General features: G+C 59.0%; 19 protein-coding genes. 12 read left to right on the top strand and 7 right to left on the bottom strand.

The genetic code is table 11. From position 1 onward, the window contains the following. Positions 1-11: 11 nt before the first annotated feature. Positions 12-1,949 carry an ATP-dependent DNA helicase RecQ gene (locus C4J93_RS01390; protein ID WP_124428397.1) on the bottom strand — a complete coding sequence of 646 codons (1,938 nt, stop codon included), beginning with the start codon at positions 1,947-1,949 and terminating at the stop codon, positions 12-14. Between the two features lie 270 nt (positions 1,950-2,219). Further along, positions 2,220-3,395, bottom strand: a complete 1,176-nt coding sequence (locus tag C4J93_RS01385; protein WP_124428396.1) for a tetratricopeptide repeat protein — start codon at positions 3,393-3,395, stop codon at positions 2,220-2,222. A gap of 175 nt (positions 3,396-3,570) precedes the next feature. Here C4J93_RS01385 and C4J93_RS01380 point away from each other — a divergent pair, with 175 nt between their 5' ends. The 6 genes from C4J93_RS01380 (at position 3,571) to C4J93_RS01355 (ending at position 7,560) form a co-directional block, all read left to right on the top strand. Next, positions 3,571-3,741: a YhfG family protein gene (locus C4J93_RS01380; protein WP_124402736.1), complete on the top strand. Its 171-nt coding sequence runs from the start codon at positions 3,571-3,573 to the stop codon at positions 3,739-3,741. Beyond that, on the top strand, positions 3,741-4,340 hold the full coding sequence (locus C4J93_RS01375; protein ID WP_124402735.1) for a putative adenosine monophosphate-protein transferase Fic: 600 nt from the start codon (positions 3,741-3,743) through the stop codon (positions 4,338-4,340). Before C4J93_RS01380 ends, C4J93_RS01375 begins: the two co-directional genes overlap by 1 nt. 301 nt (positions 4,341-4,641) lie before the next feature. Next, the gene (locus C4J93_RS01370; protein WP_164485224.1) at positions 4,642-4,962 is read left to right on the top strand and encodes a hypothetical protein; all 321 of its coding nucleotides are present in this window, start codon (positions 4,642-4,644) and stop codon (positions 4,960-4,962) included. A 273-nt stretch (positions 4,963-5,235) separates the two neighbouring features. Further along, the gene (locus C4J93_RS01365) at positions 5,236-5,718 is read left to right on the top strand and encodes a hypothetical protein (RefSeq protein ID WP_124428395.1); all 483 of its coding nucleotides are present in this window, start codon (positions 5,236-5,238) and stop codon (positions 5,716-5,718) included. Between the two features lie 286 nt (positions 5,719-6,004). Further along, positions 6,005-6,361: a DUF1493 family protein gene (locus C4J93_RS01360; RefSeq protein ID WP_124428394.1), complete on the top strand. Its 357-nt coding sequence runs from the start codon at positions 6,005-6,007 to the stop codon at positions 6,359-6,361. A 335-nt stretch (positions 6,362-6,696) separates the two neighbouring features. Continuing rightward, a complete protein-coding gene (locus C4J93_RS01355; RefSeq protein WP_256660123.1) occupies positions 6,697-7,560 on the top strand; it encodes a DMT family transporter in 864 nt (287 codons plus the stop codon). 59 nt (positions 7,561-7,619) lie between these two features. On the opposite strand, the gene C4J93_RS01350 is transcribed toward C4J93_RS01355, so the two are convergent. Both C4J93_RS01350 and hslO read right to left on the bottom strand, forming a co-directional pair. Further along, positions 7,620-9,161 carry a phosphoenolpyruvate carboxykinase gene (locus C4J93_RS01350; protein WP_124365432.1) on the bottom strand — a complete coding sequence of 514 codons (1,542 nt, stop codon included), beginning with the start codon at positions 9,159-9,161 and terminating at the stop codon, positions 7,620-7,622. 179 nt (positions 9,162-9,340) lie between these two features. Continuing rightward, positions 9,341-10,243: an Hsp33 family molecular chaperone HslO gene (hslO, locus tag C4J93_RS01345; RefSeq protein WP_124428393.1), complete on the bottom strand. Its 903-nt coding sequence runs from the start codon at positions 10,241-10,243 to the stop codon at positions 9,341-9,343. Between the two features lie 124 nt (positions 10,244-10,367). On the opposite strand from hslO, the gene C4J93_RS01340 reads away from it, so the two are divergent. After that, positions 10,368-11,171, top strand: coding sequence for a phosphatase PAP2 family protein (locus C4J93_RS01340; protein ID WP_124428392.1), 804 nt, complete (start codon positions 10,368-10,370; stop codon positions 11,169-11,171). A 136-nt stretch (positions 11,172-11,307) separates the two neighbouring features. On the opposite strand, the gene C4J93_RS01335 is transcribed toward C4J93_RS01340, so the two are convergent. Then, complete coding sequence (locus tag C4J93_RS01335) at positions 11,308-11,715, bottom strand: RNA-binding S4 domain-containing protein (protein ID WP_124428391.1); 408 nt, start codon at positions 11,713-11,715, stop codon at positions 11,308-11,310. Between the two features lie 116 nt (positions 11,716-11,831). Between C4J93_RS01335 and C4J93_RS01330 the strand changes: the two genes are divergently transcribed. The 3 genes from C4J93_RS01330 (at position 11,832) to rimK (ending at position 14,008) form a co-directional block, all read left to right on the top strand. After that, entirely contained in the window at positions 11,832-12,611 is a 780-nt protein-coding gene (locus C4J93_RS01330; RefSeq protein ID WP_124428390.1) for an EAL domain-containing protein, read from the top strand. A gap of 78 nt (positions 12,612-12,689) precedes the next feature. Then, on the top strand, positions 12,690-13,106 hold the full coding sequence (locus C4J93_RS01325) for an ATP-dependent zinc protease (protein WP_235365450.1): 417 nt from the start codon (positions 12,690-12,692) through the stop codon (positions 13,104-13,106). Further along, complete coding sequence (gene rimK, locus C4J93_RS01320) at positions 13,103-14,008, top strand: 30S ribosomal protein S6--L-glutamate ligase (RefSeq protein ID WP_057725432.1); 906 nt, start codon at positions 13,103-13,105, stop codon at positions 14,006-14,008. The genes C4J93_RS01325 and rimK overlap by 4 nt, the downstream gene beginning before the upstream one ends. Positions 14,009-14,149: 141 nt before the next feature. On the opposite strand, the gene C4J93_RS01315 is transcribed toward rimK, so the two are convergent. Together C4J93_RS01315 and ompR are read right to left on the bottom strand one after the other, a co-directional pair. Next, a complete protein-coding gene (locus tag C4J93_RS01315; RefSeq protein ID WP_124360795.1) occupies positions 14,150-15,463 on the bottom strand; it encodes an ATP-binding protein in 1,314 nt (437 codons plus the stop codon). Positions 15,464-15,579: 116 nt separating this feature from the next. After that, the gene (gene ompR, locus C4J93_RS01310; RefSeq protein WP_003236035.1) at positions 15,580-16,320 is read right to left on the bottom strand and encodes a two-component system response regulator OmpR; all 741 of its coding nucleotides are present in this window, start codon (positions 16,318-16,320) and stop codon (positions 15,580-15,582) included. A 355-nt stretch (positions 16,321-16,675) separates the two neighbouring features. Here ompR and C4J93_RS01305 point away from each other — a divergent pair, with 355 nt between their 5' ends. Beyond that, on the top strand, positions 16,676-19,000 hold the full coding sequence (locus C4J93_RS01305) for a Tex family protein (protein ID WP_124413541.1): 2,325 nt from the start codon (positions 16,676-16,678) through the stop codon (positions 18,998-19,000). Beyond that, positions 19,000-19,383 carry a PaaI family thioesterase gene (locus C4J93_RS01300; protein WP_124428389.1) on the top strand — a complete coding sequence of 128 codons (384 nt, stop codon included), beginning with the start codon at positions 19,000-19,002 and terminating at the stop codon, positions 19,381-19,383. The genes C4J93_RS01305 and C4J93_RS01300 overlap by 1 nt, the downstream gene beginning before the upstream one ends. The last annotated feature ends 19 nt before the right edge of the window (positions 19,384-19,402 follow it).

Genomic DNA, 19,402 nt, shown 5'->3' with positions numbered 1-19,402 from the left:
TTAGAAGGAGTTTACAGGTCATTCAAATGAGCTTCGGCCCACTCACGAACCTCGGCGTAGGGATAGTCCTCCAGCGCAGCGAAACCGGGAATGCCCCGCGCCTTCAACTTGGTGAACAACGGCACGCTGATCCCACCCAGAAAGCGCGTCAACCGTTGCGCACCCGGCAATTGGCCGGTGTGCTCATGATGCCTGTGGATAAAATCGCCGCACAGGCTCATGAAGTTTTTATCCACAAGCGGAGGCAGGCGCGGCGGCGGCGATAGATGGGCGACGTGCCCATGGCACACCGAGCAATGCCCGCAACGCTCAGGTACATTTTCGTCGCCAAAATAGCGCGCCAGGCGTTGCCCCAGGCACTGCTCGGTGGCGAACAGATCAAGCATGGCGTGAATCCGCGCCACTTCTGTCACCTCGTGCTGCTTGAAGCCTGTGTATAACTCGGCGCTCAGCACCTGTGGGTCGAAATCGGTGTTCAGCAAGCTGTAGACCTCGGTCATCTGCTTGCTTTCCAATTCGATCAGGCCCTGTTCCTGGAAATAATCCAACGCTTTCACCACACGACTGCGCTCGGCGTTGTGCTGCTGGTAGAGCGCGTCGAAATCCACGGTCGCCCAGGTTTTCGCGCGCTTGCACACCTGGATGATCGCCGCGACAAACTGTTGCCGCTCCCCGGAAAATCGGGCCAGCAAGGCATCGGGTTCGATCAGGTACTTGAAACGGTACTCGGCATAAAACGCGTAGCGCGGTGCGATCACGCCCTTGAGCTCCAACTGCACCAGTAGCGTCTTCAACGGCAGCTCGCGAATGTTACTGTGGTCCGATAAAGACCTGAGTAAAAACTCCCATTGGCCCTCGTCTCGCGCGGCCTGCACCTCTTCCAGCACCCGGCGGATACCTTCCTGCTCCGGCGTATCACCGTACACGAAGTTTTCCAGCACATTGAGGCTGTCGCGATTGGCCAGCACCAGGCAGTCCGAAGGCTGGCCATCGCGCCCGGCGCGGCCGATTTCCTGGCTGTAATTTTCGATGGATTTGGGCAGGTCGAAGTGCACTACATTGCGGATATCACTCTTGTCGATGCCCATGCCAAACGCGATGGTGGCGACGATGCAATTGGAGCGCCCGCCCATGAAACGCTGCTGGATGCCCTCGCGTTTGTCGTGGGGCAAACCGGCGTGATACGCCTCGGCCTGGATGCCGTTACGGTTCAGGTGCTCGGCGATCTGCTCGGCGGTTTTTTGCAGGGTGACGTAGACGATGCTCGGCTGATTGGCCCGCTCGCTCATCCATTGCACGAGACGGCGGCGTTTGTCCGCGCCGCTCACCGGTTCTACCAACAAGTTGAGGTTGGGCCGGTAAAAGCCCGTGGTAATCACATCCTGCGGCGCAATGGCGAACTTGGCCTGCATATCGGCAATCACCTTGGGCGTGGCCGTAGCCGTCAGCAGCAGCGCTTGTGGGATCTTGAACTGGCGCTGGTAGTCGGGAAGCTTCAGATAGTCCGGACGGAAGTTGTGGCCCCACTCGGAAATGCAGTGCGCCTCATCCACCACCAGCAGCGAGAGCTGCACACTTTGCAGGAAGTTGCGGAAACGCTCATTTTTCAAGCGCTCCACGGAAATCATCAGGATTTTCAATTCGCCTGAACGTGCGCGAGCCATCACGTCATTGGCGTCCTCGCGGCTTTGCGCCGAGTCGATGCTGCCCGCTGAAATGCCGTGACGCCGCAGGAAACCCAACTGGTCCTGCATCAATGCCAACAACGGCGACACCACCAGCGTCAGGTGTGGCAGCAATACGGCTGACAGTTGATAACACAGGGACTTGCCCGACCCGGTGGGGAAAATAGCGGCCGCCGAACGACCGGCCAGCACAGCGCTGACCGTCTCTTCCTGGCCCAAACGAAACTGTGGATAACCAAAGACCTGCTGGAGGGTGTCGTGCATAGGCTGTCACTCCATTGACCGTTGAACGTGGCTTAAAAACGTAGCCCATTAAGTTCAGCGGATCGAGAAAGGTCGCATGGAAAAAAGAGACAGGATGATACACAGGGTGCAGCAATGGCCTTGGGCCAAATACGACTGTAGGAACACCAAAAACCAAATGTGGGAAGGGGCTTGCCCCCGATGGCGGTGGATCAGCTACAAATAACTCACTGACCCACTGCTATCGGGAGCAAGCCCCCTCCCACATTTCAAAACCGCGCTACAACCGAATCAGCGGTTCTGCACCCGCTCAATCGCCGTGTCGTACACCGGATTGGCCTTCTGCTCCTTGGCCAACTGGTAGTGACGCAGCGCATCCGGGAACTGGCCCGCCGCTTCGTAGATTCGCGCAATGTTGTAGTAGGCACCCGCGCGTACGGTTGCCGCATTGGCCCCCGTCGCCAGGGCGATAGCCTTGCGGTTGGCCCAGATCGACTCGGCGGTGTTGCCAGCCTTCTGATACGCCAGGCCGAGGTTGCCATAGGCTTTACCGAAGCCGTTATCCAGATCAATGGCCTGGCGGAACAGGTCAATCGCCTGGTCCAGATTACCCGCCTGGTAGGCCGCTTCGCCCTGCACATTCAGACGCTTCGCATCGGTCTGTGCGGAAGAGCTGACGGCTACTGCGGTAACGGCAACGCTGTCGTCCAGCAATGGTTTGACTTCGTTGAGTACATTGGCGGCATTCACGGTCACGCCGCTGAAGGTGTTGATGTCCTGGAAATCGCCACTGCCGGTCATGCGGAACACGGTCCACAGGTTACCGCTGCGGTTTTTCGGCACGTAGTAGGTGCGCACCAGCGATTGGCCCATGTACACGAATACTTTGGCTTCACTGTTGGACAACTGACGCGAGCCTGGATTGCCGCCGTTGCTGTAGTCATGCACAGCGTAAACGTAGCTTTCACCGTAGTGTTTTTTCTGCAGGGTGATGGTCTCCGGGCCGTAGCTGTCGGTGTCATCCACGTCCAGCTCGGCGTCAGTGCCGGTCTTGTTCTCGAAGTAGATATTGTTGCCGGGGAAGATCATATGGGAGTCGAGATCGTCCGGCGTCTGGCCCCAGCTCAGCACCACGCGCAAGCCATCGAGGTTTTCCATCACAGGGCTGATAGCGTAGGTCATGCCCTTGCACGGGCATTTCACCACCAGGTTGGAATAGCCCGGTTTTTTGATGATCAATAGGTTGCTGACGTCGTCAGCCGCCTCGCTGGTCAGCGTCACCTGCCCTTGAGCGTTGGTGCGGCCCACCACGTTCTGCGCACCGTTGCGTTGCAGCAGCACCTCGGCGTCGGCGATTTTCTGGTCCTTGACCACCGCACTCAGCACCTCGATCGGCAACTGCTCGGCCTGGATCGAGAAAGCCACCGCAAACAATGACATCGCCGAAGCGACACGAAGCAAACCCATGCTAATTCCCTTTAAGTAGTGGGCGGAATTGCCCTACAAGATTTTGCGGTGAAACATACGCTGAATTCAGATTTTTGGCGGGTTTTTTGTATAGAGTGTGACGTGGTTTTTATCCTGCCTGCCCCCTGATGCATTGCGCTACAATCAAAGCCTTGCTAACTAGGAGTACGCTGCAATGAGCGAACTGACGTTTGAGCAAAAACAGGATCACTATCATAAGATCCGCCGTTCCAATTACCTGGCCAGCCTGCGCCTGGAAGGGTTCGACACCCAACCGACCGACGTCGACAAGCCGCTGCCGACACGCGAAGCCGTCCTTGCCAAGTACCGCAACACCCCACGCTAATGCTCGACAAGTACGGGGTGGGCCAGGACCCGTACTGCTACCCCGGTAGCAGTGTCCTGCGCAACCGACTCGACTTGCTCGACGAGCTCCGCTTGCACCAAGCCGAGCGTGAACTATCCGAAATCGCCGTAGGCAACCTCCCACTCTTTCCGCCGCCCTACGACCTCGAACGCCTGCAACATATCCACCGCATCCTGTTCGGCGACATCTACGACTGGGCCGGTGAGCTACGCAGCGTCAACCTCCAGAAAGGCGACACGCTGTTCTGCACTCCGGAACGTATCCCGCCAGAAGCCGCGAAAATCATCCGGCAGATGGAGCAGGCAAACTGGTTTGTCGGCGCGAACCAACCCGAGTTGGCGAGTAAAGTCGCCGAGGCTTATGGCGATCTCAACGTTATCCACCCTTTCCGCGAAGGCAATGGCCGGGCGCAGCGAATTTTGTTTGAACAGATCATCGTGAACGCGGGATTTTCGGTGAACTGGTGGCTGGTCAAACATGCGGCGTGGATACCGGCAAATATTGACGCGGTGGCGTGTGACTATCGGGGGTTGGAGGCGATTTTTGAGCGGTGTATCAGTAAACCTGCCAGCACCTGATAAAACTACGAACGATTAAACCATCCGTTTATTGCCCAAGAACACACTCACTTCTAAGGTTCGTTCCGTCGCTGCTAAATCAGCGGCCGGGTTTGGTCACCCGAAAAACAGCACACATAAGTGCCATTACTTGCTCTACAGACGTCTATCGTCTCGTAACGCAATGCTATGGCGGCTGTGTGTAGGACGCCTTCGGGTGTGCCGGATTGCTGTTTCCGGTTGACCAACCTGCGCACAGTCCGCCTCCCACCGCTTGGTCACGGTGATGTCGGTTACCTAACAGCAAACTGAGTAACTTCAAATGCAAATACCTGAAACGATGATCCGCTATCGTCAGTTACGCACCAATTTCACTGATACCCATCCGCTTCTCATCGACACCCAAGCCAAAGCCGAAGACATCCAGTCCGCCGCCCACCAACGCATCCGCGCTGCCACCGACTTACTGGAAACCTTCTCCTGCCTGACCTTCGAACACGCCGACCTCAAAGACATCTCCCACATCACCAACGCCTTGTACCTGCTCGTCCAGGACGGATGTGATTTGCTGGAAGCGGCGCAACACGTGCAGCTACAGCCGGCGGCCGACAGTCCAACACAAACTGGCCAGCCACACAGCTAACCCTGTGGGAGCTGGCTTGCCTGCGATAGCGGAGCATCAGGCGACATTTCCACACCTGACCCAACGTCAACGCGGGCAAGTCCGACTCCCACATTTGACCAGTTTCACCTATGGCGTCGCTGCCAAGCTACAAATGCCGGAAACCGCTGTAAGAAACCTCCAAACACCGTGACATCCCCTTCCCAAACTGCTCCAAACACCCGCCTAACCTCTACAGAAGTTACCCGTAGCTGAATGAAAATAGCCCGGTCTCAACTTTCTCGGCGGACACCCGTGAACATCGAAAGGACTCAATACATCGGCCATTATGGCGTCACCTTCACGGTGCTTCGCCTTATAGCCTTACCAGCCAACCGGCACGCACTAGCAAACCTCTGCCTACTGGAAGCAGGCACATCCGCAAATGAGCTGCGCCAGCGGCTCGTATATTTATACGACAAAATGCTCGCCCGTGATTTGCCTTGCAAAATCACCATTGCCATCTCGAAGCCAATTACCCGGCAACATGCCGACTTGCTCAACATTCGCGGGGAAATCGTCGCAGGATTAATCAGCGGCGCGGTATCAGCGCCAATAAGCCTGGCATCGCCAGCAGTAGGACTCGCCGCAGGAGCGGCCGTAGGTTTGACTATCAAAGGCCTCATTCGTAGCTATTACGCCGGTGACGTCGTTATAGGGATCGACGCTCAGGTCAACGGAGGCATCGGCCCTCAGCGATCCCTCTCGTCAATGGTCCGACAGTTTCAGGGTGGCTAATACGATAACCATGTACATCCAATGGATAAATCTGATCCTACTCTTGGCACTTGCCGCTTTAGCCGACAAAACAATCAAGCGGCCCGTATTCAGAAAGGGTTTTGGGCTCATACTCGTGGTGAGCGGTCCGACAATCTTATTCTGCGTCACCTCTTGGATAAGGGAGACACAAATAGAGAGCCTGCCGGTCATCGCTTTTGTAACAGGCGTCATTTTGTTAAAAAGCCAAAACAAGTATCGCCACCAACGCAACCGTCCCCCTCACCCACTCCTGCGTGTCCCTACCATGAACCTCGCCCCCAACTTCCCCAAAGACCCCGTCATGCAGCAACTCCTGCAACTGCTGCACGAAGAAATCGGCCTGCCGAAACACAAGACCATCCATCTGCAAACCTCACTCAATTTCGACCTGGGCTGTGACGGCAGCGAGGCCAAGCAACTGATGGAAGCACTGGAGCAGGAGTTCGCCCTCGACTTGGGCGACTACGACACTTATCGTTACTTCAACCCACCGGTCTTCGACGTGTTTCTCAAGCGCCGGGCCAAGGGGCATAGCGACAAAGTCCCGCTGACCATTGGTATGCTCTACCTGGCGATCAAGACCCACAGCTGGGACACACAGACGCTGGAAAATCTGAGCTGATCTAAAGAACGCTGATATCCAAATGTGGGAGGGGGCTTGCCCCCGATAGCAGTATGCCAGCCAGCAAATTTTTGTCTGTTAAACCGCAATCGGGGGCAAGCCCTAATGCCAGTCAGTTAAGAAGTAGAAAGGGTAAAAAGTAACCTGTGGCGAGGGAGCTTGCTCCCGCTGGACTGCGCAGCAGTCCCATCTTTGGGGCCGCTTCGCGGCCCAGCGGGAGCAAGCTCCCTCGCCACAGGTACAGTGTTCGTCCTTAACTGACTGGCATTAGGGCAAGCCCCCTCCCACATTAGCTTTGCGCAAATCTGGCGAGCGATACATAACAAGGACCTTACATGGACGTAACGATGGGCCTGCTGGCCGCCCTGCTCTGGGGCGGCACGGACTTTCTGGTGGGCCTCAACGCCCGGGCCGTTGGTGTTAAACGCGCGGTGTATTTCGGCCAAGCCCTCGGCTTTTTGATCATGACCCTGCTGCTGGTCAGTTTTCCTGCATTCTTTTTCAAATCCCTCAATGCGCCGTTGAGCGTCTGGCTTCTGGGTATCGCGGCCGCGCTGCTCACCGTGTCCGGCGCCCTCGCACTGTCCAAGGCCTTCGCCCTGGGCAAAGCCGCCATCGTTGCGCCACTCGTGACCTCATACGGCGTAGTCACCACCTTGCTGTCCTGGGCCAGCGGCGAGCAGATCAGCCTGATCCAACTCGGCTGTATCGGCCTGTGCGTCATCGGCGTGATCCTTTCCAGCCTCCATAAGGACAACGGCGTACCTCACAACAAACCGCGCCTGTCCATCGCCTACGCCATGCTCGCCGCGCTGCTGTACGGCACCAGTTTCTGGCTGCAAGGCCGCTATACGCTGCCAGCGCTGGGACCCATCACCATGCTGTGGCTGGGTTACCTGGTTGGAGGGTGCGTAATGGTGATGATGGTGCTGAAGATCAAGGACGGCTTGAAAATCCCGCCGCTGAAAAGCTGCGCGACATTGACCGGAGCGAGCGTGATGAACCTCGGTGGTTTCTCGGCGTTTTCATGGGGGGCGATGGCAGGGTCGGTTTCGGTGGTGACGGTGATCAGTACGCTGTCAGGTGGGATTGCAGCGATCCTGGGGTTTGTGTTTTTCAAGGAGCGGCTGACGGCGGTGCAGGTGCTGGGGGTTGTGCTGGTTCTGGTCGGAGCAGTGGTTTTGCACATCGCCGACTGACCTTTTGCGCACAAAAAAAAGCCGCCCACAAGAGGCGGCTTTTTCACAACAAACGAGTCTTACAACTTAGGCCCTGCAGCCTTGATCGCATCGCTCACTTCAAACTTCTTGAAGTTCTCGATGAACAACCCAGCCAACGCCTTCGCCGCTTCATCGTAGGCAGCCTTGTCAGCCCAGGTGTTACGTGGGTTCAGCAGGCCAGTCTCGACGCCCGGTACGGCCAATGGCACGTCGAGGTTGATGGTGTCGAGGTGTTCGGTTTCGGCACCGATCAACGCGCCGCTCTGGATCGCTGCGATCACGCCGCGCGTGGTCGGGATGTTGAAGCGTTTGCCGACGCCGTAGCCGCCGCCGGTCCAGCCGGTGTTGACCAGGTAGACCTTGGAGCCGAAACCACGGATGCGTTTGATCAGCAGCTCAGCGTATTCACCGGCCGGGCGCGGGAAGAACGGTGCGCCGAAGCAAGTGGAGAAAGTCGACTTGATGCCGCTGCCCGAGCCCATTTCGGTCGAGCCCACCAGTGCGGTGTAGCCGGACAGGAAGTGGTAGGCCGCTTGTTCTTCGCTGAGGATCGACACGGGCGGCAGCACGCCGGTGAGGTCGCAGGTCAGGAAGATCACCGCGTTGGGCTCGCCACCCAGGTTCTTCTCGGAACGCTTGGCAACGTGTTCCAGCGGGTAGGCGGCGCGGCTGTTCTGGGTCAGGCTGACATCGGCGTAGTCGGCATGTCCGGCTTCGTCGATGACGACGTTTTCCAGCACGGCGCCGTGCTTGATGGCCTTCCAGATAACCGGCTCGTTCTGCTCGGACAGGTCGATGCACTTGGCATAGCAACCGCCTTCGATGTTGAACACCACGCCTTCGCCCCAACCGTGCTCGTCGTCACCGATCAGGTAACGGCTTTCGTCGGCGGACAGGGTGGTCTTGCCGGTGCCGGACAGGCCGAAGAACAGGGTCACATCGCCTGCTTCACCGATGTTGGCGGCGCAGTGCATCGGCAGCACGTCGGCGGCCGGCAGCAGGAAGTTCTGCACCGAGAACATGGCTTTCTTCATTTCACCGGCGTAACGCATGCCGGCGATCAGCACTTTTTTCTGGGCGAAGTTAAGGATCACGCAACCGTCGGAGTTGGTGCCGTCACGCTCTGGCACGCACTCGAAGTTGGCCACGTTGAGCACTTGCCACTCTTCACGACCGGCCGGGTTGTACTGCGCCGGGTTGATGAACAGGCAGCGACCGAACAGGTTCTGCCAAGCCGTCTGGGTAGTCATTTTCACGGCCAGGTAGTGGTCTTCGGCAGCCCCTACGTGAACGTGGGAAACGAAATGTTCTTGCGCATTGTTGAAGGCCTCGACGCGAGCCCAGAGGGCATCGAACTTGTCGGCCGGGAACTTGCGGTTGATCGGGCCCCAGGCGATTGCAGCCTGGGTAGTCGGCTCTTCAACGATGAAACGATCGACCGGCGAACGACCGGTGCGGTGACCGGTTTCTACGACCAGCGCGCCAGTATCGGCAAGCACGCCTTCACCGCGCTGCAGGGCTTCTTTGACCAGATCGTCAACACTCAGATCGGTGTATACGGCGTTATTGGCTTGCGTCATGAGGTTCCCCGTCGGCCTATGGCCGAGTGCTCCAAACGTTTTGTAGTAGAAAGTTGCGCACTACTACCGCGAAAAAAGTGGGCCGGATTATGCCAGAAAAGCCCAAAAAGAGTAGGGCCCTCCCGTCAGAACGCCTCTAATCCGGCATTTGACAGGTGATTTACCTGTGCTTAAACGTTTTAGTGGCGGGTGTCGGAAGGGGTGTCGATGCCTGCGCCGGCGAATAATTGGGCGACATCGGCAGCATCGAACAGATAACGCTCGTTGCAGAACTGGCAGTCGATCTCGATATGGCCACCGTGTTCCACCACCAGATTCTGCGCATCTTCCAGGCCCAGGCTGACCAAGGCATTGGCCGAGCGCTCGCGGGAGCAACTGCAATTGAAGCGCAGGGACTGTTCGTCGAACAGGCGCACGGCCTCTTCGTGGTAAAGGCGGTGCAGGATGGTTTCGTTGTCCAGGCCCAGCAGCTCTTCGGCCTTCAACGTGTCGGCTAGGGCGATGATATGCCGCCAGCTTTCAGCGCGATCATCCTCATCCTTGATCCGGTCAGCCGGCAATTGCTGCAACAACAGGCCGCGAGCGCGCTTGCCGTCGGCGTTGAGCCAGAACTTGGTGCCGACTTGCTGGGACATTACGAAATAGTTGGTAAAGCAGTCCGCCAAGGTCTCGCCGTCGAGGTCAACGATGCCCTGGTAGCGCTGGCCTTCGGTGGGGTCAACGGTGATCGCCAGCACGCCATCGGCCATCAACTTGGAAAATGTGGCATCCGGTGTAATCCGGTCGACGTCATAACGGGCCAGGCCACGGATCTCGCGCTCGCTGGAACACTCGATCATCAGCATCGGGATCGGACCTTCGGAACGTGCCTGCAGGATCAGCAAGCCATCGAATTTCATCGTGCCCACCAGCAGCGAAGCCGCTGCCATCAACTCACCGAGCAACTGCGCGACCGGCTCCGGATACGCGTGTTTGGCAAGGACTTCGGCATAGCTGAGCTCCAACGAAACCAATTCGCCGCGGGCGTCGTTCTCGTCAAAGATAAAGCGTTGGGTGAAGTCGGTATCCGGTAGATCAGTCATAGGTCTGGGTATCTGAAGTGATGACAAAATGATTACAACGTTTATAAAATTAAACGCTTTAGCACCATATTGGTGCGGATTCTCCTGAAAACAAGGAGCTTAATAGGACGATGAGGGACAGTTTATGAACAATCCGGGTTTGTTCCAAGCGAACTGGAACCTCCGGCGATGGGCTCTTTGCAATCTACTCGCTATCGGGCTGCTGTGTTTTTGGCTGTGGCCCACGGGGCAGATGCTGTGTGTGGTTTTCGACGAGTGGCTGTTTCATCTGCTCAATGGTCCGCTGGCGAGCAACTCCACTTGGTTGCATGTGTGGGCCGTGGCGAGCCTGCGGCCATTTGATGCGGTCGTCGGGGTAATTCTGTTGGCGCTGCTGATACGCGGCGATTGGGTGTTCAAGGCCGTGCAGGTTCGCCAAGCGTTCTTTGGCTTCCTCAGCATTCTTTTGTTGTTGCTGTTTATCCGCATGCTGTTTTCCAAATTCGCGGCGCAGATGGGTTGGCAGCACAGCAGCCCGTCGATGGTGATCGGCGGCGCAGTGCAGATGAGTGATTTTTTCCCTGGGCTGGAGAAAACCTGGGAACTGAAAGACCGTTCGAGCCAGAGCTTTCCCGGCGATCATGCATCGGTGTTGTTGATCTGGGCGATGTTCATGACCGTGTTCGCCCAGCGCATCGGCCAGGTGCTGGTGATCTGGGGCCTGGCGCTGTTGTTCATGATGCCGCGGCTCGTAGCAGGCGCGCACTGGGGCCAGGACGATTACATCGGCGGGGTTTTGCTGGCGCTGTTGGCATTGGGTTGGGGTTACTACACGCCGTTTGCAGCGAAGGTGTCGGGGTTCCTGTTGCGGGTAACAGCGCCGGTTTTCGGGTTGCTTGGCAAATTGCCGGTGATCGGGCGATTGAGTGTGATACGTACAGCCCGTTAACACCGCCAGCTAAATGTGGGAGGGGGCTTGCTCCCGATAGCAGTGGATCAGTCAGCTTATAGGTAGCTGACCTACCGCAATCGGGGGCAAGCCCCCTCCCACATTTTGATCTCCGTTGGGTCGGAGATTTGCGTAATCAATCATCATTGCCACTGCCGCGAAACTTGAACAAGTCACGGCGTTGCTTTTTGCTCGGCTTGCCATCGGTGGTCAAACCCGAAGCTCCCGCCTTGCGCATGGCCGCAGCGTTCTCGCGCTTGGTAATGCTGGCTTCGGTCTCCGCATACAGTGTCTGCGCTTCTGGCGCGCTCCGGCGCACGACAGAAAGCGCCTGAACCACGACAGTCTTTTCATCGAACCCTGTACGAATCTGAAACTCGTCACCGACACGCGGCTCCTTCCCCGGCTTGCAGCGCTCGCCGCGATGGTGCACCTTGCCGCTCTCGATAGCGGCCTTGGCCAGGGCACGGGTTTTGTAGAAACGCGCGGCCCACAACCATTTGTCCAGGCGGACCTTTTCTTCCTCTTCCTGTTTTTGAGCCACTTGAATTCCTCGCTCTGAAAAATGTCGCAACCTTACCGTTGAAACGCTTCGACGCATAAACCCTGAGGCTCACCTAAGATACGCCAGGTAGCACTCTGTTTTCGCGAGGACACGCTGTGACCGACTTTCCCGTTTCACTCACCTCGCCCAACCAGCGGTGCGTGGGTTGCCAGCAAAGCGAGCCCCTGGGGTTCGATTTCGCTTTCGCCTACCAGCCTATCGTAGACCTGCGTGACCATTCGATATTTGCCAATGAAGCCTTGGTGCGCGGCATCCAGGGTGAAGGCGCGTCGTCGGTGCTGGCCCACGTCAACGCAACCAATCGCTACCGCTTCGACCAGCGCTGCCGCACCCAGGCAATTGCCGGCGCTGCCGCCCTGGGCATGCAGACTCACCTTTCCATCAATTTCATGCCCAATGCCGTATACCGTCCGGAACTGTGTATCCGCAGCACCCTGGAGGCCGCCCGCGCGCACAAGTTTCCGCTGGACCGCCTGATTTTCGAGACACTGGAAAGCGAGCATGTAGATAACAATCGCCATTTGACGAATATTCTGCGTGAATACCGCGAATTCGGCTTCAAGACCGCCATCGATGATTTCGGCGCGGGCTATTCGGGGCTGAATCTGCTGGCCGATTTCCAGCCGGACCTGATCAAACTCGACATGGCGCTGATTCGCGATGTCGACCAAGACCGTGTCCGTCAGGTGATCGTCCGGGGGATTGTCACAATCTGTGAGCAGTTGGGGGTTACTGTCATCGCCGAAGGCATCGAAAGTGCCGGCGAGCGGGACTTCCTCTCCGACTGTGGAATATTTCTAATGCAGGGCTATTGGTTCGCCAAGCCTGCATTCAATGCCCTGGCCAAGGTTTCGCCTCGCGCCTGGGCACATTGACCGGTACCCATATTGAAGACATTTGACCATTTGACCGTTGTGGGTCTGCGAGAGTGGGTGGCACTTCCCGACCTGGGAGTGGCTGGCCTGCGTGCCAAGATCGACACCGGTGCCAGCACCTCGAGCTTGCACGCCACCGACATCGAACCGTTCGAGCGTGATGGCGAGAAATGGGTGCGTTTTACCGCCCACCTGGGCAGCGTGGTGCAACTGCGTCACCGCCGCTGCGAAGCGCCCCTGGTAACGATGAAAACCATCAAGAGCTCCAACGGCCATGCGCAGGTGCGCTACGTGATCAGCACCACCCTGGCGTTGGGCGATCGGGTGTGGCGGGTGGAATTCACCCTGGCCTGCCGCAAAGCCATGCGTTATCGCCTGTTGCTGGGCTCCAAGGCGCTGATTGACGGCCAGTTGGTGGTCAGCCCAGGCGTCAAGTACGTTCAAGACAAGCCGGTGTTCCCGGTCTCTACTATTTCTGCCCCAGGTGCTGCATGAAGATTGCTGTGCTGTCGCGAAACCCGCGTCTGTATTCCACCCGCCGCCTGGTCGAGGCCGGCACTGAACGTGGCCATGAAATGGTGGTGATCGACACGTTGCGGGCCTATATGAACATTGCCAGCCACAAGCCGCAGATCCACTACCGGGGCAAGCCGCTGGAAGGTTTCGATGCGGTGATCCCACGCATCGGCGCCTCGGTGACGTTCTACGGCTGCGCGGTGCTGCGCCAGTTTGAAATGATGGGGGTCTTCCCGCTGAATGAATCCGTGGCCATCGCGCGCTCGCGGGACAAGTTGCGCTCGCTGCAGCTGCTGTCGCGCCGGGGGATCGGTCTGCCGGTCACCGGCTTTGCCCACTCCCCGGATGACATCCCCGACCTGATCGAAATGGTTAATGGCGCACCGCTGGTGATCAAGGTGCTGGAAGGCACCCAGGGCATCGGCGTGGTGTTGTGCGAAACCGCAACGGCGGCGGAATCGGTGATCGAGGCGTTCATGGGCCTCAAGCAGAACATCATGGTGCAGGAGTACATCAAGGAAGCGGGCGGTGCGGATATCCGCTGCTTCGTGGTGGGCGACAAGGTGATTGCCGCCATGAAGCGCCAGGCCAAGCCGGGTGAGTTCCGCTCCAACCTGCACCGTGGCGGCAGCGCGAGCCTGATCAAGATCACCCCGGAGGAGCGCATGACCGCGCTGCGTGCAGCCAAGGTCATGGGGTTGGCCGTGGCGGGCGTGGATATCCTGCGCTCCAACCATGGCCCGTTGGTCATGGAGGTGAACTCATCGCCGGGCCTGGAAGGGATCGAGACCACCACGGGCAAAAATGTGGCGGGGATCATAATTGAGCATCTGGAAAAAAATGGCGGGCCGAACATGACCCGGACCAAGGGAAAGGGCTGAAAAGCTCTGCTCCTGACACAACATCAGTTCAAATGTGGGAGGGGGCTTGCTCCCGATAGCGGTGGGTCAGTCACATCTGCATTGACTGACATTCTGCTATCGGGAGCAAGCCCCCTTCCACATTTGATTCATGTTGTCTGTTTAGACCGCATCCCGGGGCAACATCAACCCAAGCGGCAGGCGCACCCGTGCCTCCAGGCCGCCCTCTTCGCGGTTGCGCAACTCGACATTGCCGCCATGCATCGACGCAATCCGCCGCACAATCGCCAAGCCCAAGCCGGTACCTTTACCGCCACGGGCGCGGTCGCCACGGGTGAACGGGTTGAAGATGGCCTCCAGTTCCGCCGGGTCGATACCGGTGCCGCGGTCCATCACGCTCAGCACGACATAGGGCGCAGCGCTGTCGCCAGACACGTACGCCGCCACTTCCACATCCGAACCGGCATGATGCAAGGCATTGCCGATCAGGTTGTTCAGCAGGCGCTTCATCGACACCCTGCGCAACGCAAACGGCTGAATCGGTTCCAGGCGCAGGCGCACCTGCTCACCGCTCTGGTTGTAGGGTGCGACCACTTCACGTACCAGATCGGTCAGGTCAACCTCCTCCACTACCTCGTCGCGCCCATCACGGATGAATGCCAGGAACTGGTCCAGAATCGCGTCCATGTCCTCGATGTCGCGCACCATGTCATCGGTGAGGTCGGTATGGTTGCCCATCAACTCCAGGGACAAGCGCAGTCGCGTCAACGGTGTGCGCAGGTCATGGGACACGCCCGCCAGCATCAGCTCGCGCTCGCGCCCGGCCTGCTCGACATCCTCCGCCATCTGGTTGAACGCGCCGTACACCTCGGTCATCTCACTGGGCGTATCGCTGACTGGCAGGCGCACGCTGCGCCCCTGGCCCAATTGGCGGGCCGCGAACACCAGGCGTTTGAGCGGTTGATTGAGCTGGCGCACGAAAATCCACGCGGACGCGGTTGAAAGCAAGCCAATGGCGAGGAACCAGCCCAATACGTTCCAGATTTTCTGCCCGCGCAACGGGTGCGGATACAGCGGTACCTTGATCCAGGCATCTCCCAGGCTGGGCGCCCTCACCCACAGCGCAGGCGACACATGCATGCGCAGCCGCACCTCGGTGTCGTCGCCCAGTTCCGCCTGCATCTGGCGCTGGTAGATCTCACTGTAGGGCCAATGCTGTTCGCCCTCAGGCACGCCGGCCCCATCAACCCGGATCAGGGTTGAGGCCTTGGCTACCTTTTCACGGTTCTCAGGGTCTACGGCCCAGTAGGCGCGCAACGTCAAGGCGACGCCGTGGCTGTACTGCCGATCCACCAGCACGTCCTCGTTCATCAAGAGATAAACCAGTGTGAGTGCCTTCGAAAACAGAACGACGATCAGCACCAGCCAAAGGGTGCGGGAGAAGAAACTTTGCGGGAACCACAGCGGGGTTTTCATAGGAGACAGCTAGACACCTTGCAGGAACGAGCGGCGCTCGCAGAATTGCAGACGCCGGACACCCCGTCGATCCTCATGGAATCAAACGCCGGATGCCCGCCCCTGCAAATCATCGGTCACTTGGTTGCGGTGCCATCCGGCACAAACACATAACCCACACCCCACACCGTCTGGATATACCGCGGCTTGGAAGGGTCCGGCTCGATCATCCGGCGCAGTCGGGAGATCTGCACGTCGATGGAGCGCTCCAGGGCGTCCCATTCTCGGCCACGGGCCAGGTTCATCAGCTTGTCGCGGGTCAGCGGCTGGCGAGCGTTCATCACCAGGGCCTTGAGCACCGCGAATTCGCCGGTAGTGAGCATGTGCACTTCGTCGCCACGCTTGAGCTCGCGGGTCGCCAGGGACAACTCGTAGTCGCCAAAGGTCACGCTTTCGTCTTCGCTGCCCGGCGCACCCGGTACCGACGGGGCCTGGCGACGCAATACGGCCTTGACCCGGGCCATCAGCTCGTCCGGGTTGAACGGCTTGGCCAGGTAGTCATCAGCGCCCAGTTCAAGGCCCTTGATGCGGCTCAGCTCATCGCCCTTGGCAGTGAGCATGATGATCGGGATCTGGTTGTTCGCACCGCGCAGACGCTTGCAGGCGGTCAGGCCGTCTTCGCCGGGCAGCATCAGGTCGAGCACGACCAGATTGAACACTTCACGCCCTAACAGGCGGTCCATCTGCTCGGTGTTCGGCACCGCGCGCGCCCGGTAGCCTTTGGAGTTGAAAAAACGCTCCAGCAGGCTGCTCAGCCCCGGATCGTCGTCAACGATGAGAATTTTTTCGCCTTCAGCAGTTTGTGCAGTGCTGCTCATTAGATGCTCCTCTTATCTCGGCGCGCATTATGGCCTAGCTGCCGTTATACGCACCGTGTGCATTGTTAGCAGATTTTTCCTCTACTGCCAGCCAAGCCGCGCTCTACGACCACTGGCGCAGTAGCCCCCAAGGGCAGAACGCTGGTTATAATGCGGCGCCTTCGTGCAGGGCAACGTCAGATCGTTACCGTTTACTGCCGGGCTTTTTTACCCGCTTGTTCGTGTTTTTTCGATTTCGAGGGTCAATAGGCTGCCTCTTGACCCAGGCAGCGGCGCCAGTCGGGCCGCTCAACCAGCCTCGCAAGGCCTTGTTTTCCGGGCGTGCGAACTGCTTTTCAGAATTTCAGGTGGTTTTATGGACAGCATCAACAGCCGCATCGCCGAGGAACTCGGTGTACGCCCACAACAGGTCGAAGCGGCCGTCGCGCTACTGGATGAAGGCTCCACGGTGCCTTTCATCGCCCGTTACCGAAAAGAAGTGACCGGTAGCCTTGACGATATTCAGCTGCGGCACCTGGAAGAACGCCTGCGTTACCTGCGAGAACTCGACGAGCGGCGTATCAGCATCCTTGCCAGCATCGAGGAACAGGGCAAGTTGACCCCGCAATTGGAACGCGACATCAAGCTCGCCGACACCAAGACCCGCCTCGAAGACCTTTACCTGCCGTATAAACAGAAACGTCGCACAAAGGGCCAGATCGCCCTGGAAGCGGGCCTGGGCGACCTGGCCGACGGCCTGTTCAATGACCCGTCGCTGACCCCGGAAACCGAAGCCGCGCGCTTTGTCGACGCGCAGAAAGGCGTCGCCGATATCAAGGCTGCCCTGGAAGGCGCCAAGTACATCCTGATGGAGCGCTTCGCGGAAAACGCCAGCCTGCTGGAAAAACTGCGTACCTACCTGAAACAGGAAGCCATCCTCAGCGCCCGCGTCATCGCCGGCAAAGAGGAAGAAGGCGCCAAGTTCCGCGATTACTTCGAACACGACGAGCCCCTCAAGAGCATGCCGTCCCACCGCGCCCTGGCGATTTTCCGTGGCCGTAACGAGGGCATTCTCAGCTCCGCGCTGAAAGTCGGCGACGAGCTGCCGGGCACCATGCACCCGTGCGAGGGCATGATCGGTCAACAATTCGGCATTCAGAATCAGAATCGTCCTGCGGACAAGTGGCTCAGTGAGGTCGTGCGCTGGACCTGGAAGGTCAAGCTCTATACCCACCTGGAAACCGACCTGCTCGGCGAGCTGCGCGACGGCGCCGAAACCGAGGCGATCAACGTATTCGCCCACAACCTGCATGACCTGCTGCTGGCCGCTCCGGCGGGCCCACGCGCCACCCTGGGCCTGGACCCGGGCCTGCGCACCGGCTGCAAGGTCGCGGTGGTCGACGCCACCGGCAAGCTGCTGGACCACGCCACCGTCTACCCGCACGTGCCGCACAACAAGTGGGACCAGACCCTCGCCATCCTGGCCGCCCTGTGCGCCAAGCACGCCGTGGACCTGATCGCCATCGGCAACGGCACCGCCAGCCGCGAAACCGATAAGTTGGCCGCCGAACTGATCAAAAAATACCCGGCCATGAAGATGACCAAGGTCATGGTCTCCGAGGCAGGCGCTTCGGTGTACTCGGCCTCGGAACTGGCGTCCAAGGAATTCCCGGACCTCGATGTGTCGATCCGCGGCGCCGTGTCGATTGCCCGTCGCCTGCAGGACCCACTGGCCGAACTGGTGAAGATCGACCCTAAATCCATCGGTGTCGGCCAATACCAGCACGACGTGTCGCAGCTCAAGCTGGCGCGTGGCCTGGATGCAGTGGTGGAAGACTGCGTGAACGCCGTGGGTGTGGACGTGAACACCGCTTCCGTGGCGCTGCTCGCACGTATTTCTGGCCTCAACGCTACCCTGGCGCAGAATATCGTGACTCACCGCGACGAGAACGGCGCTTTCAAAACCCGCGCCGCGCTGAAAAAGGTCGCGCGTTTGGGCGAGAAAACCTTCGAGCAAGCCGCCGGTTTCCTACGCGTAATGAACGGCGATAACCCGCTGGATGCCTCTGCGGTTCACCCGGAAGCCTATCCGCTGGTGCAACGAATCGCTGCCGAAACCGACCGCGACATCCGTTCGCTGATCGGCGACGCGGCGTTCCTCAAGCGTCTGGACCCGAAGAAGTACACCGACGAAACCTTCGGCGTACCGACCATCACCGACATCCTGCAAGAGCTGGAAAAACCCGGCCGCGACCCGCGCCCCGAATTCAAGACCGCCGAATTCCAGGACGGTGTCGAAGACCTCAAGGATCTGCAACTGGGCATGATTCTCGAAGGCGTGGTGACCAACGTGACCAACTTTGGCGCATTCGTGGATATCGGTGTGCATCAGGACGGTTTGGTGCATATCTCTGCGCTTTCGGAGAAATTCATCAAGGATCCCCGCGAAGCGGTGAAGGCCGGTGACGTGGTCAAGGTCAAGGTGATGGAAGTCGACATCCCACGTAAACGCGTTGGCCTGTCGATGCGCATGAGCGACACCCCCGGCGAGAAAATCGACGGCGCCCGTGGTGCTCGTCCTGGCTCGGCCCCGCGCTCGTCGCAGAACACCGCGCCGCGCAAGGAAACCGCGACAGCCGCTCCGAGCAACAACGCCATGGCTTCGCTGTTCGCCAACGCCAAACAGTTGAAGAAGCGCTGATGGAGATTCCGGCCGGTTTGACCCAGAGCGCGTTCAGCGAACTGATCGGCTGCCGCCTGCAGCGCCTGGATGAGGGCGTTGCCGAAGTGGCCCTGAGCCTGGCGCCGCATTTGCGCAATCGCGGCGGCAAGCTGCATGGCGGCGCGATTTTCAGCCTGGTGGACATCACCATGGGCCTGGCCTGCTCCAGCGCCCATGGGTTCGACCAGCAGAGCGCGACCATCGAGTGCAAAATCAACTATATCCGCGCTGTGGAAGACGGTGACGTACTGTGCACAAGCCGGGTGATCCACGCCGGCAGGCGCACATTAGTGGTCGAAGCCGACGTGTACCAGGGCGAAAGACTTGTCGCAAAAGCACAGGGCACGTTCGCTGTCCTATAGCTCCTCGCCCATGATTTGA

Source organism: Pseudomonas sp. R2-37-08W (assembly GCF_003851705.1).
GTDB lineage: Bacteria > Pseudomonadota > Gammaproteobacteria > Pseudomonadales > Pseudomonadaceae > Aquipseudomonas.
Note: the sequence above shows the minus strand (reverse complement) of the source record. Positions and strands in the feature narration are given on the sequence as shown.